At 37.9% G+C, this 18013-nt stretch carries 16 protein-coding genes; 13 read left to right on the top strand and 3 right to left on the bottom strand.

All coding sequences use genetic code 11. The annotated features are described in order from the left end of the window. Nucleotides 1-80: 80 nt before the first annotated feature. Both V7083_RS13010 and V7083_RS13005 read right to left on the bottom strand, forming a co-directional pair. On the bottom strand, nucleotides 81-287 hold the full coding sequence (locus V7083_RS13010) for a methionine aminopeptidase (RefSeq protein ID WP_335478360.1): 207 nt from the start codon (nucleotides 285-287) through the stop codon (nucleotides 81-83). A gap of 199 nt (nucleotides 288-486) precedes the next feature. After that, a complete protein-coding gene (locus tag V7083_RS13005; protein WP_335478358.1) occupies nucleotides 487-1899 on the bottom strand; it encodes a sigma-54 interaction domain-containing protein in 1413 nt (470 codons plus the stop codon). Nucleotides 1900-2266: 367 nt separating this feature from the next. Between V7083_RS13005 and V7083_RS13000 the strand changes: the two genes are divergently transcribed. The 7 genes from V7083_RS13000 (at nucleotide 2267) to V7083_RS12970 (ending at nucleotide 9448) form a co-directional block, all read left to right on the top strand. Next, the gene (locus V7083_RS13000; protein WP_335478356.1) at nucleotides 2267-3469 is read left to right on the top strand and encodes an ornithine--oxo-acid transaminase; all 1203 of its coding nucleotides are present in this window, start codon (nucleotides 2267-2269) and stop codon (nucleotides 3467-3469) included. A 39-nt stretch (nucleotides 3470-3508) separates the two neighbouring features. Continuing rightward, a complete protein-coding gene (locus V7083_RS12995; RefSeq protein WP_335478353.1) occupies nucleotides 3509-4801 on the top strand; it encodes a Glu/Leu/Phe/Val family dehydrogenase in 1293 nt (430 codons plus the stop codon). Nucleotides 4802-5125: 324 nt separating this feature from the next. Beyond that, on the top strand, nucleotides 5126-6568 hold the full coding sequence (locus V7083_RS12990; protein ID WP_335478351.1) for an amino acid permease: 1443 nt from the start codon (nucleotides 5126-5128) through the stop codon (nucleotides 6566-6568). A gap of 91 nt (nucleotides 6569-6659) precedes the next feature. Further along, entirely contained in the window at nucleotides 6660-6833 is a 174-nt protein-coding gene (locus V7083_RS12985) for a hypothetical protein (RefSeq protein ID WP_335478349.1), read from the top strand. 123 nt (nucleotides 6834-6956) lie between these two features. Beyond that, the gene (locus V7083_RS12980) at nucleotides 6957-7304 is read left to right on the top strand and encodes a PadR family transcriptional regulator (protein ID WP_335478347.1); all 348 of its coding nucleotides are present in this window, start codon (nucleotides 6957-6959) and stop codon (nucleotides 7302-7304) included. Further along, on the top strand, nucleotides 7285-7920 hold the full coding sequence (locus V7083_RS12975; RefSeq protein WP_335478345.1) for an HAAS signaling domain-containing protein: 636 nt from the start codon (nucleotides 7285-7287) through the stop codon (nucleotides 7918-7920). The genes V7083_RS12980 and V7083_RS12975 overlap by 20 nt, the downstream gene beginning before the upstream one ends. Before the next feature lie 70 nt (nucleotides 7921-7990). Continuing rightward, nucleotides 7991-9448, top strand: a complete 1458-nt coding sequence (locus V7083_RS12970; protein ID WP_335478343.1) for a DUF4153 domain-containing protein — start codon at nucleotides 7991-7993, stop codon at nucleotides 9446-9448. Between the two features lie 111 nt (nucleotides 9449-9559). Here V7083_RS12970 and V7083_RS12965 read toward each other — a convergent pair whose 3' ends face one another. Further along, the gene (locus V7083_RS12965; RefSeq protein ID WP_335478341.1) at nucleotides 9560-10351 is read right to left on the bottom strand and encodes a TIGR00266 family protein; all 792 of its coding nucleotides are present in this window, start codon (nucleotides 10349-10351) and stop codon (nucleotides 9560-9562) included. A gap of 328 nt (nucleotides 10352-10679) precedes the next feature. Between V7083_RS12965 and V7083_RS12960 the strand changes: the two genes are divergently transcribed. The 6 genes from V7083_RS12960 to V7083_RS12935 all read left to right on the top strand — a co-directional run. Beyond that, nucleotides 10680-12431, top strand: a complete 1752-nt coding sequence (locus V7083_RS12960) for a SulP family inorganic anion transporter (protein ID WP_335478339.1) — start codon at nucleotides 10680-10682, stop codon at nucleotides 12429-12431. Between the two features lie 18 nt (nucleotides 12432-12449). Further along, entirely contained in the window at nucleotides 12450-12803 is a 354-nt protein-coding gene (locus V7083_RS12955) for an ArsR/SmtB family transcription factor (RefSeq protein ID WP_335478337.1), read from the top strand. A gap of 153 nt (nucleotides 12804-12956) precedes the next feature. Then, nucleotides 12957-14759, top strand: a complete 1803-nt coding sequence (locus tag V7083_RS12950; protein WP_335478335.1) for a TIGR04190 family B12-binding domain/radical SAM domain protein — start codon at nucleotides 12957-12959, stop codon at nucleotides 14757-14759. A 381-nt stretch (nucleotides 14760-15140) separates the two neighbouring features. Then, on the top strand, nucleotides 15141-15341 hold the full coding sequence (locus V7083_RS12945) for a cold-shock protein (protein WP_335478333.1): 201 nt from the start codon (nucleotides 15141-15143) through the stop codon (nucleotides 15339-15341). 187 nt (nucleotides 15342-15528) lie between these two features. After that, nucleotides 15529-16677 carry an exonuclease SbcCD subunit D gene (locus V7083_RS12940; protein WP_335478331.1) on the top strand — a complete coding sequence of 383 codons (1149 nt, stop codon included), beginning with the start codon at nucleotides 15529-15531 and terminating at the stop codon, nucleotides 16675-16677. Continuing rightward, nucleotides 16674-18013 (top strand): AAA family ATPase (locus V7083_RS12935; protein ID WP_335478329.1); only part of this gene is annotated, 1340 nt, incomplete at its 3' end. The genes V7083_RS12940 and V7083_RS12935, both read left to right, overlap by 4 nt.

Raw genomic sequence — 18013 nt, 5'->3', positions numbered from 1 at the left:
GTAAAAATCAACACTGTTTTTTTTACACAGCCATTCGGAAAAAAAAACCCGCTATTTCAGCTAGCGAGTTTTTATAGGTATTATCTAAATTCTTCCCAATCAGTATAATGACCGCTGCCTTGGCACCCAGGGCATTCATAAGAATTAAAGTAAGCAAATTCATTATAAGGATAAATCGTGTAGCCGCGGCCCTCACAATCTGGGCATTTGCCTTGGTCCTTCATATCGGAGAGATGACTTTGGTATTTTGCCTCTCTCCAATGATTAAATGAACTGAGCAGTCCCATTTTTTTCACCTCATCTTTAAACTTAGTTTGGAGGAAAAATGGAATATTTATGCATCGAATGAAGAAGAAATAGTAAAGATTGTCCTAAAAAAATACTATTATGTAATAATAATTTTATGTATAAAATTCTATTTTGGTTACATTAATTGTTAAAAAAAGAAGGCGAAAGGCATAATAGCCATCCACCTTTAGAAAAATATTATTCAGTAAAGATACCCAGTTTTTTCATTCGATACTGTAGGCTTTGACGGCTTAATCCAAGTAATTTTGCTGTTCTTGAAATATTTCTGTCGTTTTTATTTAGAATATGATCGATATATGATTTTTCAAATAACTCCAATTGCTCTTTTAGCGGCACTGGTTCATCTGCCATATCGGTGATAAATGTATCGACAGAAGAGATCGGCAGCATCCGTTCTTTGAGTTGCATTTTGCTGCGGTATTGATAAGGCAGATGGGCATACTGGATGACATCTTCGTCATCCATGATATTCATGGCTGCTTCAATAATATGTTCAAGTTCACGAATATTACCATGCCATTCATATTCAAAAAAGGAATTTTCAACCTCTTTTGATAACCCCTTTACGTTCATATGGAACATATCATTATATTTTTCGATAAAATGCTGAACTAAAAGAGGAATATCGGATTTTCGATTCCGTAACGGCGGGACAAAAATGGTGACGACCCCAAGTCGATAATACAAGTCTTTCCGTAAGTGATTATTGGCGATTGCATCAATGGGGTCTTCATTAATATTGGCGATGACCCTGACATCTACAGAGGTATCCTTTGTATCACCAATTCTCCTAATGGTTTTCTCCTGTAAAACCCTAAGCAGCTTCGCTTGCAGATTTAGATTCAATGAGTTTATTTCATCGAGAAGCAGTGTTCCACCTTCTGCTTGCTCAAATAAACCGGGGGTATCCATTGCACCGGTAAAAGCTCCTCGTTTGGTCCCGAATAATAGGCTTTCAATTAAATTATCTGGTAAAGCTGCGCAGTTTTGAGAAATAAACGGGCCTGACAATCGATTGCTAGCATTGTGGATGCTTTGCGAGAATAATTCTTTTCCCGTTCCCGTTTCCCCAACAATAAGGACATAGGAAGCTGTTCTGCTTGCTCGCTTTGCCGCTTCAATGACTTCTTTAATTGCTGGACTGTTGCCAATAATATGATCAAATGTATACCTGGTTGCGCCTTTATTCAAATTACCTTTCATCAGCCGTTCCAGTTTGGTTACATCTTTGGCAATCTCCACGGCCCCCAGAACATTTTCTTCATGGAAAATGGGAATCGTGTTGTTAATCGTTGTAATCTCTCTGCCTTTATTATTAAAATAGGTTTGTTTCACATTGCTGGTTTCTTTCCCCTCTTGTAAAGCTTTTACCAGCGTACTAGTTTGATTGTCTTTGAATCTAAATACATCCAGAAGATTTTTATCTATAACCTCTTGAATGTCCATAGCTTCTATCTGCATCNNGTTATAAATAATCGTTTTTCCTGTTTCATCGACCGCATGAATCCCAACATCAACTTCATCTAAAATTCTCTTATAAAATTGATTTAGATACTCCAAATGATTCACCGACCTTTTTGTCTGTTCCATAAATTTATCTCCCTCTTAATGAACCCTTTTTGCACTATTTTAAACGAACTTAGCATTGAAATGCAAAATATTTTTGCGTTTTTAATGGTGAGAGATGAAAAAACGCAAAAAAACTGGCACCAAATATGGCGAAAATGTGAATTTATCTACCAAAAAAAGTTGGCACGAAAAATGCAATATAGGTATTTGTACAAACAAAATGGGGGGAATAAATGAAAACGTATTCACGTGAACCATTTACAGATTATTCTTTAGAAAAAAATAAAACAGCTTTTAAAGGCCCTGATTTTTAATTGCCTCATATGCAGGCAAAAAACTACGTTTGAAATCTATAAAAATATGATTCTAAAACAAAGGGGAAATACACATGACAGCTACAACTTCTAAAACATCTAATTTAATTGAACAAACACAAAAATATGGTGCCAATAACTATCATCCACTGCCAATCGTTATTGCGAAAGCAGAAGGGGTTTGGGTAGAAAATCCTGAAGGAAACCGCTATATGGATATGCTCAGTGCCTATTCTGCTGTAAATCAGGGACATCGTCATCCAAAAATTATTCAGGCATTAAAGGAACAGGCAGATAAAGTGACATTAACATCTCGTGCCTTCCATAATGATCAGTTAGGACCATGGTATGAAAAAATTTGCAAACTAACAGAAAAAGAAATGGCTCTGCCGATGAATACCGGAGCTGAAGCTGTTGAAACTGCTCTTAAAGCGGCACGCCGTTGGGGCTATGATGTGAAAGGCATTGCAGAAAATCAAGCTGAAATTATTGCTTGTGTCGGCAACTTCCATGGCCGGACAATGGGAGCCGTGTCATTATCTTCTGATCCTGAATATAAGCGTGGATTCGGCCCAATGCTACCTGGCATCAAATTAATTCCATATGGTGATTTAGAAGCATTAAAAGCAGCCATCACTCCAAATACGGCAGCATTCTTAATGGAGCCAATCCAAGGTGAAGCCGGAATTATCTTGCCACCGGAAGGTTTCTTAAAGCAAGCCTTTGATGTATGTAAAGAAAATAATGTTTTGTTTATTGCTGATGAAATCCAAGTAGGCTTGGCACGTACTGGAAAAATGTTTGCCTGCGATTGGGAAGATGTAAAGCCGGATATGTGGATTTTGGGTAAAGCTCTTGGCGGAGGAGTATTCCCGATCTCTTGTGTTGTGGCCAATTCTGATGTACTTGGAGTTTTTAATCCAGGTTCGCACGGTTCAACTTTTGGTGGAAATCCACTCGCTTGTGCAGTCTCTATTGCCTCGTTGGAAGTGTTGGAAGAAGAAAAACTAGCAGAACGTTCTCTTGAACTTGGCGAATATTTCTTGAACGAATTAAAATCTATTAATAATCCTGTTATTAAAGATGTTCGCGGAAAAGGATTATTTATTGGAGTAGAGTTGACTGAAGAAGCAAGACCATATTGTGAACAATTGAAAGAAGAAGGCTTACTATGCAAAGAAACTCATGATACCGTTATTCGTTTCGCACCTCCATTAGTTATTTCCAAAGAGGAAATTGACTGGGCGCTTGAAAAAATTAAAAAAGTTTTAGCGTAATTTTTTATGACTTTAATCAAATCCAATGAGGTGTGAACGATGACTGAAAATTCTGTGACAACTGAAATTTCAAAGGAACAGCAAGAGGAAAAAGAGTCATTAAATTTATTTTATTCTACTCAAACCGTAATTCAAAAAGCATTAGGTAAACTGGGCTATCCTAACGAAATGTACGAATTATTAAAGGAACCGCTTCGCTTGTTAACCGTGAGAATTCCTGTAAGGATGGATGATGGAACGGTTAAAATTTTCACTGGATATCGCTCTCAGCACAGCGATGCTGTCGGACCAACAAAAGGTGGCGTTCGTTTTCATCCAGAAGTTAATGAAGAAGAAGTAAAAGCATTATCAATTTGGATGAGCTTAAAGTGCGGAATTACTAACTTACCATATGGTGGCGGTAAAGGCGGTATCATCTGTGATCCAAAGAAAATGTCTTTTAGAGAGCTTGAACGTTTAAGCCGAGGATATGTTCGTGCTATCAGCCAAATTGTAGGACCTACGAAAGATATTCCAGCACCAGATGTATACACAAACTCACAAATCATGGCTTGGATGATGGACGAATACAGTCGTTTACGGGAATTCGACTCTCCGGGATTTATTACCGGAAAACCGATTGTTTTGGGTGGTTCTCAAGGTCGTGAAACAGCTACAGCCCGTGGTGTAACGATCTGTATTGATGAAGCTGCTAAGAAAAAAGGGTTTAACATACAAGGTGCTCGCGTCGTTATCCAAGGCTTTGGAAATGCAGGTAGTTATTTGGCGAAATTTATGCATGATGCCGGTGCAAAAGTAATTGCTGTTTCTGATGTATACGGTGCTGTTCATGATCCAAATGGTCTTGATATCGATTATTTACTTGATCGCAGAGACAGCTTCGGTACGTTCTCTCAACTATTTAAAAATACGATTTCCAATAAAGAGTTGTTGGAATTGGATTGTGATATTCTCGTTCCTGCGGCAATTTCCAATCAGATTACTGTTGAAAATGCTGCTAATATTAAGGCGAAAATTGTTGTAGAAGCAGCAAATGGGCCAACAACACTTGAAGCGACAAAGATTCTTTCAGAACGTGGTGTTCTACTCGTTCCGGATATTTTGGCTAGTGCAGGCGGTGTGACAGTTTCCTACTTCGAATGGGTACAGAATAATCAAGGTTATTATTGGACGGAAGAAGAGGTAGATGAAAAACTAGTTAAGGTTATGGTTCATTCATTTGAAACTATTTATGAAACAGCTCAAAAACATCAAGTTGATATGAGATTAGCAGCCTATATGGTCGGTATTAGAAAGATGGCGGAAGCAGCAAGCTTCAGAGGCTGGGTATAATGAAACGCTCTTCCCATTTCGATGGGAAGAGCATTTTTTTGCATGTGTGATGCAAAAAACAACCATGTGTGCCAAAAAATTTTGCGGTTTTTGTTCGAAAAATGTTCACAAATTCAACTTTTAGGCTTGGCACGGTATTTGCATTATAAAAGTTTATAATAGTGAAAATTTTAGAAAGATTTGGTGTTGTAATTTGTCGACAAATATATTAAGCTATTTTTTGTGACAAAGATGTGAACATCATGTGTGGGATTCTAAAATTCTCCTATTTTATCAAGACATTTACTTATTTTGGAAGCGCATTCAAACAAAGGGGGAAATTTAATGCAGCTACAAGAAAACCAATCTACTCACGAATTGAAAAGAACGATGAAATCACGGCATTTATTTATGATTTCACTTGGGGGAGTCATTGGCTCTGGCTTATTCCTGGGTTCTGGTTATACAATTAGTCAGGCCGGACCTACTGGAGCCATTCTCTCATATATTGTTGGCGGTATTATTATGTTTTTGACCATGCTTTGCCTTGGCGAACTTTCTGTTGCCATGCCGGTATCCGGTTCATTCCAAACTTATACTACTAAATTTATTGGTCCTGGAACAGGTTTTGCACTAGGATGGCTATATTGGTTAGGTTGGTCAGTAACAGTGGCTTTGGAATTACTTTCTGCAGGCCAATTAATGCAAAGATGGTTTCCACATGTTGATGTATGGGTTTGGAGCGGCGTATTTGCTGTTATCTTATTCCTTTTAAATGCTTTATCTGCAAGAGCGTTTGGAGAAGCAGAATTTTGGTTCTCCAGCATAAAAATTCTAGCTATTATCATGTTCATTGTTTTAGGTGGCGCAGCAATGTTTGGATTGATCGATATGAAAGGCGGCCATAGTGCACCATTTATGAGCAACTTTACAGCACATGGTCTTCTGCCACATGGATTAACTGCATTGATTATAACCATGATTACCGTAAACTTCTCCTTCCAAGGGACAGAGTTAATTGGAATTGCTGCGGGTGAAAGTGAAGAGCCTGAAAAAACAATTCCAAAATCAATTAAACAAACAGTTTGGCGTACGTTATTCTTCTTTGTCTTGGCAATCTTTGTTTTAGCTGGTCTCATCCCAATGAACAAAGCAGGTGTCATCGAGAGCCCATTTGTTGTCGTATTTGATAGTATTGGTATTCCTTATGCTGCAGATATTATGAACTTCGTTATTTTGACTGCATTACTTTCTGTTGCAAACTCAGGACTTTATGCTGCAACAAGAATGTTGTATGCGATGTCTCGTGAAAAAATGGCAAGCCAGTCTTTAGCGAAGGTAAACAAGAGCGGGGTACCAATTAATGCATTAGTATTAACGATTGGTATTGCATTATTATCTTTATTATCTGGATTTTTCGCAGAGGAAACCGTTTTTGTTTGGTTGCTTTCAGTAGCCGGGCTCGGTGCGCAAGTGGGCTGGATTTCCATCACAGCATCACAAATTGCATTCCGTAGAAAGTTTATTCGCGAAGGCGGAAAAGTGGAGGAGCTAAAATTCAAAACACCGCTATTCCCGCTCTTACCGATTATTGCTTTAGTCTTAAATATTTTGGTATTAGTCAGCTTAGCGTTTGACTCTGAGCAACGCTTAGCCCTATACCTTGGGGTACCATTCGTCATTGCCTGTTATTTGATCTACCATTTCCGCATTAAAAAGAGCCGTGAAGAAGGCGGATTGGAAGAACATGAATTACAATTACAAGATGACAAGCGTATGATTATTTAATCTTTAATCGATGTCCGGGTGATATAAATCCGGGCATTTTTTTGTGGATAAACATATTCATTCACCAAATACTATTGGTGAGGTGATTAACATGGGAAAATGGAATGGACAATCAGCGCCAAACAATAATCTGCCGCCAAAAACAATAAAAACAGGAAAATTGCCGGGAAGTAATGTTACTCATGAATTTTCAGAAGAACTATCTGATGGTGGTGAACGTGACGAGTACATTAACAAGCAGCAAAAAAACTTGAAAATGAAGTAAAAAGTGGCGATGGAAACATCGCTGCTTTTTCTTTGGAGGAAAATTTACCAATAATTCCTTTACAAAGTTTTTTAATAGATATAGAATATCTATGTACCTAATAAATCTAGGTAGGTGAATAACATGTTTAACCGGGAATTAGTTAAGGGGAGTACCTCATTAATTTTACTTCAGTTACTTGATGAACGTGATATGTATGGATATGAACTAGTGAAAGAATTGGAGAAGCGCAGCGACAATGGCTTGAGTGTGAAAGAGGGTACCTTATATCCTGCCCTTCATAAACTTGAAAAACAAGAGTATATTGACTGCTATTGGCAGGAACAGGAAAAGGGTCCTGCACGCAAATACTACCGGATCACCGTTGCAGGCCGAGAGGTTTTAGATGAAAAAACACGTGAATGGCAGGATTTTGTTAAGGTTATGAACAAAGTGATTGGGAGATCTAATCATGGAACAGCTAAAGAATAAATTTCTTGAAGACCTAGGTAGCAGACTGGGGAATCACGATGATAAAGATTCAATATTACGCGAATATGAATGCCATATTGATGAGATGATTCTTGAAAATTTTCAATGTACAGAAGAAGAACTTATGAATTTGTTCATTTCGCGGTTAGGCAGCCCCGAGGAAATTGCCGAGGCCTGGCGGGAAGAGCTTACGGTTACCCCAAGTAATATGAAATGGTTGTTCATCCTGTTAAATATATGCTTCTTTTTGGGGGGCAGTTTTTTAACCTTGGCTCATAATTTGTTTCGTTGGGATTGGCTTACGGTTGTTTGGGAACAGTTAACCGCAACCCCAACCCTCATTGCCTTTTTATATTTATTTTTTTGGGCCCTGCTTGGCTATGAAATAGGAAGAGGATTTGGTCATGGAGGACGAAAGCTGCTTCAGAAAACTTTCCTCTTATCACTAATACCAAATTTAATGCTAATGGTCTTAACAGTCTTTCATATTATACCGCATTCATGGTTTGCACCTTTATTGACAAAAACGTTTATCATTGCTTGTATTGTTTTAACGATGTTCCTCTATCCAATCAGCTTGTTGGGCTATCGTTGGGGGAGGAAAGCATCCATATAAGCAATTTTTTTGAAATTATACCTAGAATAACAATGTATATAGAAAATCTATATAAAAAGAGGAGAAAATAATGGTACAAAAAATTGAAAAGTCAGATTGGGTTTTTTTAGTCTTTTGCTTAATATTGGGTATATTGGCTGAGGAGGCTTTTTTTCGTGGACAAATCGGGATTTCCTATCTCGTTTTTATTTTAGCTTTTTATGCAGTATTGTTTTACCGTAGCAAAAGCTTCGTATTTTCCCATCAACGTCTGGGTTATCTAATTCTTTGCTGTATATGGCTTTTATCAGCAAGCTATGTTCTTAATGACAGCATGCTTTTTTATGTATTAAATATATTGTTCATTCCAGCTTTAGTCATTTTTCATTTAGTTTTGGTCACGGGCCCCAAAAACTTGAAGTGGAACCAACTGTCCTTTATGGCCTTGATTTTTTCAAGAATACTTAATGCCATTAAATATGATGTCAGCTTTACGAAACAAATAGGCAAAGGTTTTAAAGGTGATGTAGATCATCAAAAATTTATAGTAGGAAAAAAGATAGCACTAGGAGTTGTTATTGCTTTTCCGCTAATGCTTGTAGTCATGAGATTATTAATGATGGCTGATACACAATTTGAATTATTAATCGGAGGTATTCCAAACTGGTTTAACATGTTGGATGGGGAAGTTGTCTTCCGATCAGTTGTCATATTTCTTTTTACCATTGCTTTCTTTGGATTTCTTCAAGTGCTATTCAAAAAACAGGTTACAGTATTAAAGCAATCGGAAGTGACCGTAATCAAACTGGATAGCATCATCACCATTACGGTATTAATTATCATGAATGTAGTTTATGTATTATTTACGGTGGTCCAATTCAAATATTTTTTTGGCGGGTCGCTGGACCAGGACTTCACCTATGCGGAATACGCTAGAAAAGGCTTTTTTGAACTGTTGTTTGTGACGATCATTAATCTTTCTATTACAGTAATGGTTTTATGGTTAGGTAAACAAGAGGATGGTTTCTTGAAACGATTGACGCAAACGTTGTTGACTTTAATTGTGGTTTCCAGTGCGGTAATGTTATGTTCAGCCTTTATACGGTTAAGCCTGTATGAAGATGCGTATGGTTATACATTGACAAGGGTGTTAGCCCACTCCTTCATGATCTTTCTTGGGCTCATATTTATGTATACGCTTGTGAAAATTTGGATGGAAAAACTGTCTCTTTTTCACTTCTATTTTGTTGCTTCGCTAGTGTATTACACTTCGATCTGCATGATTGATCTGAATCGAATTGTGGTAAAAGAAAATATCAAGAGATATCAAGTAACAGAGAAAATTGATCTTCACTATCTAAATAGTTTATCCTATACCGGTGTTTTAGGTTTAATGGATCTTTATGAGGAAGATCAATATATTGATGGTTTATCTACTATTTTAAAAGAACGAAAACAGGAAGCGATGGTGGAGACTTATCCGTGGCAATCATTTAATTTAAAACGGGAGCAGGCTTTTGAGAAGCTTAAAGAGCTTAATCTTGATTGATGAAGTAGATTTGTCCCTGTTTTTAGAAGGATTTAACAAAACCATTGATGAATTCAACAAACATCCACAAACAAAAAAGCGGAGCCAATCCGGCTCCGCCTTTCCATCATCTTAATCCCCATTAAACATATCAAAAAGTCCTCTGGCAATGCTGCCTTCATCACGTGAACCACCACGTGAAGGGGCTGCAGCGAATACACGACTGGCCAAACGACTGAATGGTAGTGATTGAATCCAAACAGAACCAGGTCCTCGTAATGTAGCAAAGAACAAACCTTCGCCACCGAACAAAGCCGTTTTAATTCCTTTCACAAATTCAATATCATAGCTGATTCCACTAGTCATAGCCACTAAACAGCCTGTATCCACCCGAAGTGTTTCCCCGGGTTGCAGGTCTTTTTTCGTAATAGTCCCGCCGGCGTGAACAAATGCCATTCCATCGCCTTCAAGCTTTTGCATAATAAAGCCTTCACCGCCAAAGAATCCGACCCCAATTTTACGTTGAAACTCTATGCCAACTTGAACGCCTTTTGCCGCTGCCAAGAATGCATCTTTTTGACAGATAATCTTTCCGTCTAATTGACTTAAATCCATTGGAATGATTTTTCCTGGATAGGGGGCCGCAAAAGACACATGTTTTTTGCCGCTTCCACCATTTGTAAAGGTTGTCATGAACAGGCTTTCACCTGTAAGAACACGTTTACCGGCGCTGAACAGCTTGCCCATCAAGCCAGTGCCTCCACCGCTAGAACCATCTCCAAAGATAGTTTCCATATGTATATCATCATCCATCATCATAAAACTGCCTGCCTCAGCAATAACTGTCTCCTGTGGATCAAGCTCAACTTCAACAAATTGCATATCATCGCCATAAATTTTAAAATCAATTTCATGATTGTTCATGGGAATACCTCCATCCTAATAATTGAACACATTCTCATTTTAAAATACTTAGGAAAAAAGTGCCATAACAAAAAATAAAAAATAAAAAGACGCCTGTATAATACAGACGTCTTTGCGTATTGAGGCGAAAAACCACACTCCACATAGTGCGCTCCAAAAAGGAATGTTTTTCGGCTTACACAATTCAGCTCATCGCTCTGCTATTATAGCATAGCAATCTTTTAAACACAAGTTTCAAATTGTTGACAAAACATATTGACTATATGAAACTATTATAATATATTCAAATAATCGAATATACGAAAATAAAAAGATAAGAAGGGTGAATATGTTTACAGACAAAAGGTTCCATCAGTATTCCATTAGAAGCATGCCGAAGGATCTCCTATCAGGGTTAATTGTGGGGATCATCGCTATTCCACTCGGTATGGCTTTTGCCATTGCATCAGGAGTGAAACCGGAGTATGGAATCTATACGACAATTGTTGCCGGGATTCTCATATCCTTATTTGGCGGATCAAAATATCAAATTGGCGGTCCGACCGGTGCCTTTATCCCAATATTGTTTGGGATTGTCATGTCTTACGGTTATGAAAATCTTCTTATTGCAGGATTTATGGCGGGGATTATTCTTCTTTTAATGGGAGTATTCCGAATGGGGGTTCTAATTAAATACATTCCCAGACCAGTAACAATTGGCTTTACAACGGGTATTGCTGTAACCATTTTTACAGGGCAGATTGCCAGTTTTCTTGGGTTAAAAGGAATTGAAAAGCATGAGGAATTTATCCTTAATATCAAGGAGATTATCATCCATCTCGGTACAACAAATATCTATAGTGTTTTAACGGCAGCCCTTTGTTTACTAACCATTATTTTGACGCCAAAATTTGCACCAAAGGTTCCAGGACCGCTGATTGGGTTACTTGTATCCACCTTAGCTGCTACATTCTTATACCCAAGTCAAGTTGCCACTATAGGAACAGCATACGGGCAAATTCCAAATACACTGCCACAACTGCATATACCTGAAATCAATCTTGAAATTATAACAAAATTATTGAAACCTGCCTTTATTATTGCTATGTTAGGAGGCATTGAATCGCTTCTTTCAGCGGTAGTCGCCGATGGAATGACCAACAGCCGACATAATAGCAATAAAGAATTAATAGGGCAGGGGATCGCTAACATGATTACCCCATTATTTGGTGGAATTCCCGCAACAGGAGCGATAGCCAGGACGGCAACCAATATAAAAAATGGAGCTGTTTCTCCGCTCTCCGGTGTTATTCACGGGATCGTAGTTTTATTTGTTTTATTGTTCTTTGCTCCATATGCATCCTATATTCCTTTGGCTAGTATGGCACCAATCTTAATGGTAGTGGCATGGAACATGAGTGAGCGCAAAGTTTTTGCGCATGTATTTAAAACAAAATCTACAGATTCTCTAGTACTTGTCGTAACATTTCTACTGACTGTTTTTGTGAATTTAACAACAGCTGTTGAGGTGGGTTTAATCATGGCGGCGATGTTCTTTACAAAACGAATGAGTGATTTAATGATTACTGAAAAGGCCTTGCCGAACCCTATGCATAAACATGAAAAAGTGGAAACAGGAATGGTGACGGATACGCACGATTGTCCGCAAATCAGTATTTTTAATGTTGAGGGCCCATTGTTCTTTGGCGCGGCAGATACCTTTGAAAAAACGATCATGAACACTATAAATTATCGGCCCAAAATTCTGTTACTTAGGATGGGGCGGGTACCGTTTATAGATACCACTGGTGAAGCAAACCTTTCCAGTATTGTGCGTCATTTTTCGAAAAATGGTATAGTACTAATATCGGGATTGAATCCTCAGCCTGAAAATGTCTTGAAAAAGACCGGATTGTACGAGAATATTGGTGAAGAACATTTTTTTGAACATACCGGGGATGCAATTCAGTTTGCACTTATTCAAATTAATCAAAATAAATGCCTTGGATGTAAACATTTTGCCTTTAGGGAATGTAAAAAGTTATCGGGGGCAGAGGCTGTAGGAAGCAGTGGAAGAAAGAAACTTACGGCCACTTTCTAGAGGTTAGGAGTTGGGATATTGAATTTAGAAATGCAACAGTTTAAGGCTGAATTCTTTAAAGCGTTAGCACATCCTTTACGAATTCGGATTTTGGAAATATTAGCTGAGGGAGATCAGAGTGTAAACGAAATCCAGACTCTCGCAGGCAGTGAAGGATCAGCGGTATCACAACAGTTGCAAGTCTTGCGAGCTAAAAATATCGTGACTGGCACAAAGGAAGGAAACAAAGTCATATATACCCTCAAGGATCCAATGATTATCGAGCTTCTTGCAGTGGCAAGGCAAATTTTTAATAATCACTTGGTAGATACCATAACCATCCTAGATAAATTTAAAGAAGATGAAGAGGTTTTCCTTTTACCGAAGAAATAATTTCTTCGGTTTTTTCTTTTTATACAGTAATTATATTTAAAATGTAACTTTTTGGAAATTATCGGTTTTTTGTAATAATTTTCTTAGTTGGTAATTAAGGAAATCGTTTACTATTAAATTAAGACTAAATAATAATAGTAGGAAGGTGATTAAATGAAGTATGATTTGGTCTTGCTGCATCCACCAACCGTATATGATTTTCGCAAAGAAATGCTGTTCACCGGGCCAATCAGCGATGTTGTCCCTTCTTCACCTGTTTTTGAAATGTACCCAATTGGTTTAACAAGCATTGGAGATTATCTGGAGCGATATGGGTTAAAGGTGAAGATTATTAATATCGCCAATCGAATGCTGTTAAATCCTAATTTTGATGTTGAAAAAAAAATTAAAAGGATAAAAACTAAAGCATTCGGTATTGACTTGCATTGGCTCCCACATGCAAACGGCAGTGTCGAACTGGCGAAGATTATTAAGAAATATCATCCCGATACACCCGTGTTATTTGGCGGACTTTCAAGCACTTATTTTCACAAAGAATTGATTGAGTACTCATGTATCGATTTCGTTGTCCGCGGCGATACGACGGAAAAATTAATTCTCATGCTACTTAATAAACTTGAAAATAAGGAAAATGACAGCTTTTTCGATATTCCGAATCTGACCTGGAAGCGAAATAATCAATATTTTTATAATGAACTTACTTATGTCCCTGACAGCCTAGATGAGTTCGAATTTCCCGGCTATCGATATATCATTCGGTCTGTGTTTAAATACTTTAATTTACTGGACCCGCTTCCATATAAAGGGTGGATCCAATATCCGAACACTGCCATTCTTACTTCTAAGGGATGTACATACAATTGTCTGATTTGCGGCGGTTCGAAAAATGCCTATGAGCTCAATTGCAACCGAAAAAAACTGGTGATGCGCTCACCAAAAAAAATGCTTGAGGATATTGCCTTTATTCAACGGTTTACCAGAGCACCTATTTTCCTGTTAAACGATATTAGGCAAGGGGGGAAAGAATATGTAGATGAATTCCTTTCCGGCTTAGAGAAAATGGATTTGAAAAATGAAATCGTATTTGAATTGTTTAACTATGCAGATGAAGAATTCTTCAGGCGTCTTGATCGGGCCATGCCTAAATACAGTATAGAGTTGACTCTTGAATCTGCTGATGAGGATATTCGTAAATACAATGGCAAGCTGCCATGTACGAACACGAAAGTAATAGAAATGCTGCAATACGCCTTAAAACATAACTGTGCCAAAATTGATTTATTTTTCATGACCGGTATTCCAAATCAGGACTATGAAAGCGCGATGAGGAATGTGGATTTTTGTGAAATTATTCACAAGGAATGTGACGAAAGCTCACGAATCTCTTATTTCGTTGCACCTTTATCACCATTTCTTGATCCAGGAAGTCCAGCTTTTGAAAATCCCGATAAATACGGGTATAAAAAATTCTGTTATACCCTTGAGGATTTCAGGGCAGCAATGAAACAGCCCTCTTGGAAAAATATGCTTAGTTATGAAACCAATAAAATGACAAGAGAGGAAATCGTCAGGGCGACTTATGACTCAGCACTACGTTTAAATGAATTTAAATTTAGGCATAACATCATAACGAAGGATGTTTATGATGAGGTTGCACATAAAATTTCCAAATCAGTAGAGTTTTTGCACCGGCTTGATGAAATTGAGCATTTGCCTGACTCCCTAAAATCAGACGAACTGGCTAAGATCAAGGATGAGGTGGACAAAATTAACCGCCATAGTATATGTGGAAAAAATGAACTAAAATGGGAGGTCAAAAAACTGTTTGCTGACATTCCATCCTTAACTTATATTGGAGTGGAACTGCTTGTTACTGAAATCATTAAAGGGATTAAGTGCCGATTAGGGAAAATTGACCGGAACATGGTCGTCATTTCAAAGAGCAATCAAAAATAAATACTCTAGGATCAATGGGTTCTCCGCTGGTTTTTATTCGTTTTGTCTAAATAAATTACAACAAATTATGACAGCGTTCTCAAATAATTGGATTTATCTGGAAATAGGAAAAGTCTATTTGTAAAAATGCAAAAAAGCAAAAATTAAACTGTAGGAGAACGAATCGAAATGTGTCATTTTGTGTCATTTCTTCCAATGTTGACATCAAAACTAATAAATGATAAATTGAAAACAGCCGTTGCACGAGATAAGATTTATGTTACAAGCTTGTTCAAGGTTTTAACCGATTTTTGGATAGGTAATGAAAGTAAAGTTATCACGTTGTAATTTGGTGAATTTTACACATGGCTTTCGTGTAAGCCAATAGGAGGATTTTTTTTCATGAAAAACGGTAAAGTTAAATGGTTTAACTCAGAAAAAGGTTTCGGATTCATCGAAGGAGAAGACGGAAACGACGTATTCGTTCATTATTCTGCAATCCAAACTGATGGTTTCAAAACTTTAGAAGAAGGTCAAGAAGTTTCTTTCGAAGTAGTTGAAGGAGCTCGTGGACCACAAGCTGCTAACGTAACTAAGAAGTAATTCCCTATAAAATTGACAACAGTCCGGTTTCATGACCGGGCTGTTTTTTGCTTGATTCCCACTCCACTTCATCCATTTAATCCCCACAGTTCCAACAATCCATTCTTAAAACAAAGACTCTTACCCATTCTATTTTGCTATAATAGCTATATTGAACAGAGTGAAATTTCCAGACGAGGTGAAATAAATGAAATTCATTCATACAGCCGATTGGCACTTGGGAAAACTGGTCCACGGCATTTACATGACGCCAAATCAACGCGAAGTATTAGAGCAGTTTGTCGACCTTGTAGCAGATGAAAAACCGGATGCCGTCATTATTGCCGGTGATCTTTATGATCGTTCCGTGCCACCAATTGATGCGGTAGAACTACTCGACGATATTCTTTTTAAAATAAATGTAACGTTAAAAACACCCATCATTTCGATTGCGGGTAACCATGACAGTGCGGAACGGCTTTCATTTGGTACCTCATGGTATAAGCATAGCCAACTCCACTTATCGGGAAAATTAACACCTTTTAGCTTAGAGCCTGTCCGTTTAAACGGGGCCAATTTTTATCTTTTACCCTATGCAGAGCCTGGTGTTGTCCGTCAATTATTAAATGATGATTCGATCCATTCCCATCAGGATGCCATGAAGGCTTTGATAGGGAAAATTGAGGAACATCTTAATCCTAATGAACCCAATATTTTAGTAGGACATGCCTTCGTTTTAGGCGGACAAACCTCAGATTCAGAACGAATCCTTTCTGTTGGCGGATCCGGTTGCGTTAGTGCCGAGTTATTTGAACCTTTTTCGTACACTGCCCTCGGACATTTGCATAGTCCGGATGCCATTAAACACGACAAGGTTAAATACTCTGGATCCCTATTAAAATACTCCTTTTCCGAGGCAAAGCAACGTAAAGCCATTTCCATTATTGAAATGGATGACAAAGGCTTATTTACTCATCGTGAAAGATACCTGATTCCTTCTATTGATATGCATGAGCTTGAGGGGCATATGGATGAACTGCTTGACCCTCAATTTTATGAAAAACAAAAAACAAATGATTATGTAAAGATTACCTTGTTAGATGAAGGTGAAATCATCGATCCTATTAACAAATTGCGGCAGGTATATCCAAATGTTCTTCATTTGGAAAGAAAAATGGATCTAACAGATCTTAAACATAAACAATTCTATCAGTCTATCAGAAGTGAGAAAAAATCTGAGATTGAGTTATTCGAACAATTTTATACAGAAATGACAACGGCTGAATTTAATCAAGAAAAAAGAGAAACAATGGCAGACATTATTAATAGTGTTTTACGAGGGGAGGCGGCAAAATGAGACCATTGCGTTTGACAATGAAGGCGTTTGGTCCATACGCAGAAACAGAAACGATTGACTTTACCAAGCTGGGCAATCGGACCATGTTTGTTATATCCGGAAAAACTGGCTCAGGCAAAACCACCATTTTTGATGCGATTAGTTATGCCATTTATGGGAAGGCAAGCGGTGAAGACCGCAATGGACCTGAATTGCGAAGTCAATTTGCTAAAGATGATATTTTGACAGAAGTATCCCTTGATTTTTCATTACGAAATAAAGTTTATTCTATTACAAGGTTTCCCCAACAGCTAAAAAAGAAGGACAAGGGTGAAGGTTATACACAGATCGGAGCTAAAGCTGAATTGTATGTTTGGGAAGGCAATGAAAAAAGGCTTTTAGCAACTAAGATCAATGATATTGAGGAAAAAATCAAGGAAATCATGTTGATTGATGCCAATCAATTTCGGCAAATTCTTATGATCCCCCAAGGGGAATTTCGCAAACTATTAACATCGGATAGTAAAGATAAGGAAGTCATCCTTCAGCGTCTATTCCATACGCAGCTTTATAAGCTGGTGGAAGAAAGGCTGAAGGAGGAGTCAAGCGAGCTGAAGCGAGCAGTTGATGACAAAGTACAATTGCGGAATGAAGCCATACATCGTATCAAAGCACTGACAAACGAAGAATTGCAAAAATACCTAGAAGAAGGTAGTGAAAATAATCGTTTGATTTTACCGCTGCTCTTGTTAGAAATCGAGGGTATGGGCAATTTACTGCGGGAAAAAGACATGAAGTTAAAAGAAAAAACCCTGTTTCAAGACCAAGTGAAAACCAGACTTGTTGAAGCAGAAGAAATTATTAAAAGCCTGCAAAAAAGGGAGGAGTTAACGGCGCTGAAAACTCAACTTGTGGCCCAAGCAAACCTCTTTCTAGAAAAAGAGCAACAAGTTCAGCGGGCGCAAAAGGCAGCACTTTTAGAAAGTAAGGAAGAGACCTGTCACCGATTAAAGCGGGATGTAGATCAAGCAATTTTGAATCTTAAAAACATCAAAGAACAAGAGGAAAAATTGACCGTGATGTCCAAACAGGCTGAAAATCATCTTCAGCAGGAAATTGACCGTGAAGCAGAGCGCCAGGCAGCCCTTGATCAAGTCACCAAATTAACCAATATGAAGGAAGACGTATATTCCTTTGACGCATTGCAAAAGCAAACCACCAAATTAGAGGCAGTTCTTCATGCAGCCCAGGAGAAAAAGAAGCAACTAGAAAATTCTTTTGGTCTAGTGGAAAGGGAACTATCAGCTAAACTACGGCAAAAAGAAGTTATTGAGCAAGGTAAACTATTATTCTTAGA

The sequence above is a fragment of the Bacillus sp. JJ1764 genome, assembly GCF_036962145.1.
Lineage (GTDB): Bacteria > Bacillota > Bacilli > Bacillales > Cytobacillaceae > Neobacillus.
Note: the sequence above shows the minus strand (reverse complement) of the source record. Positions and strands in the feature narration are given on the sequence as shown.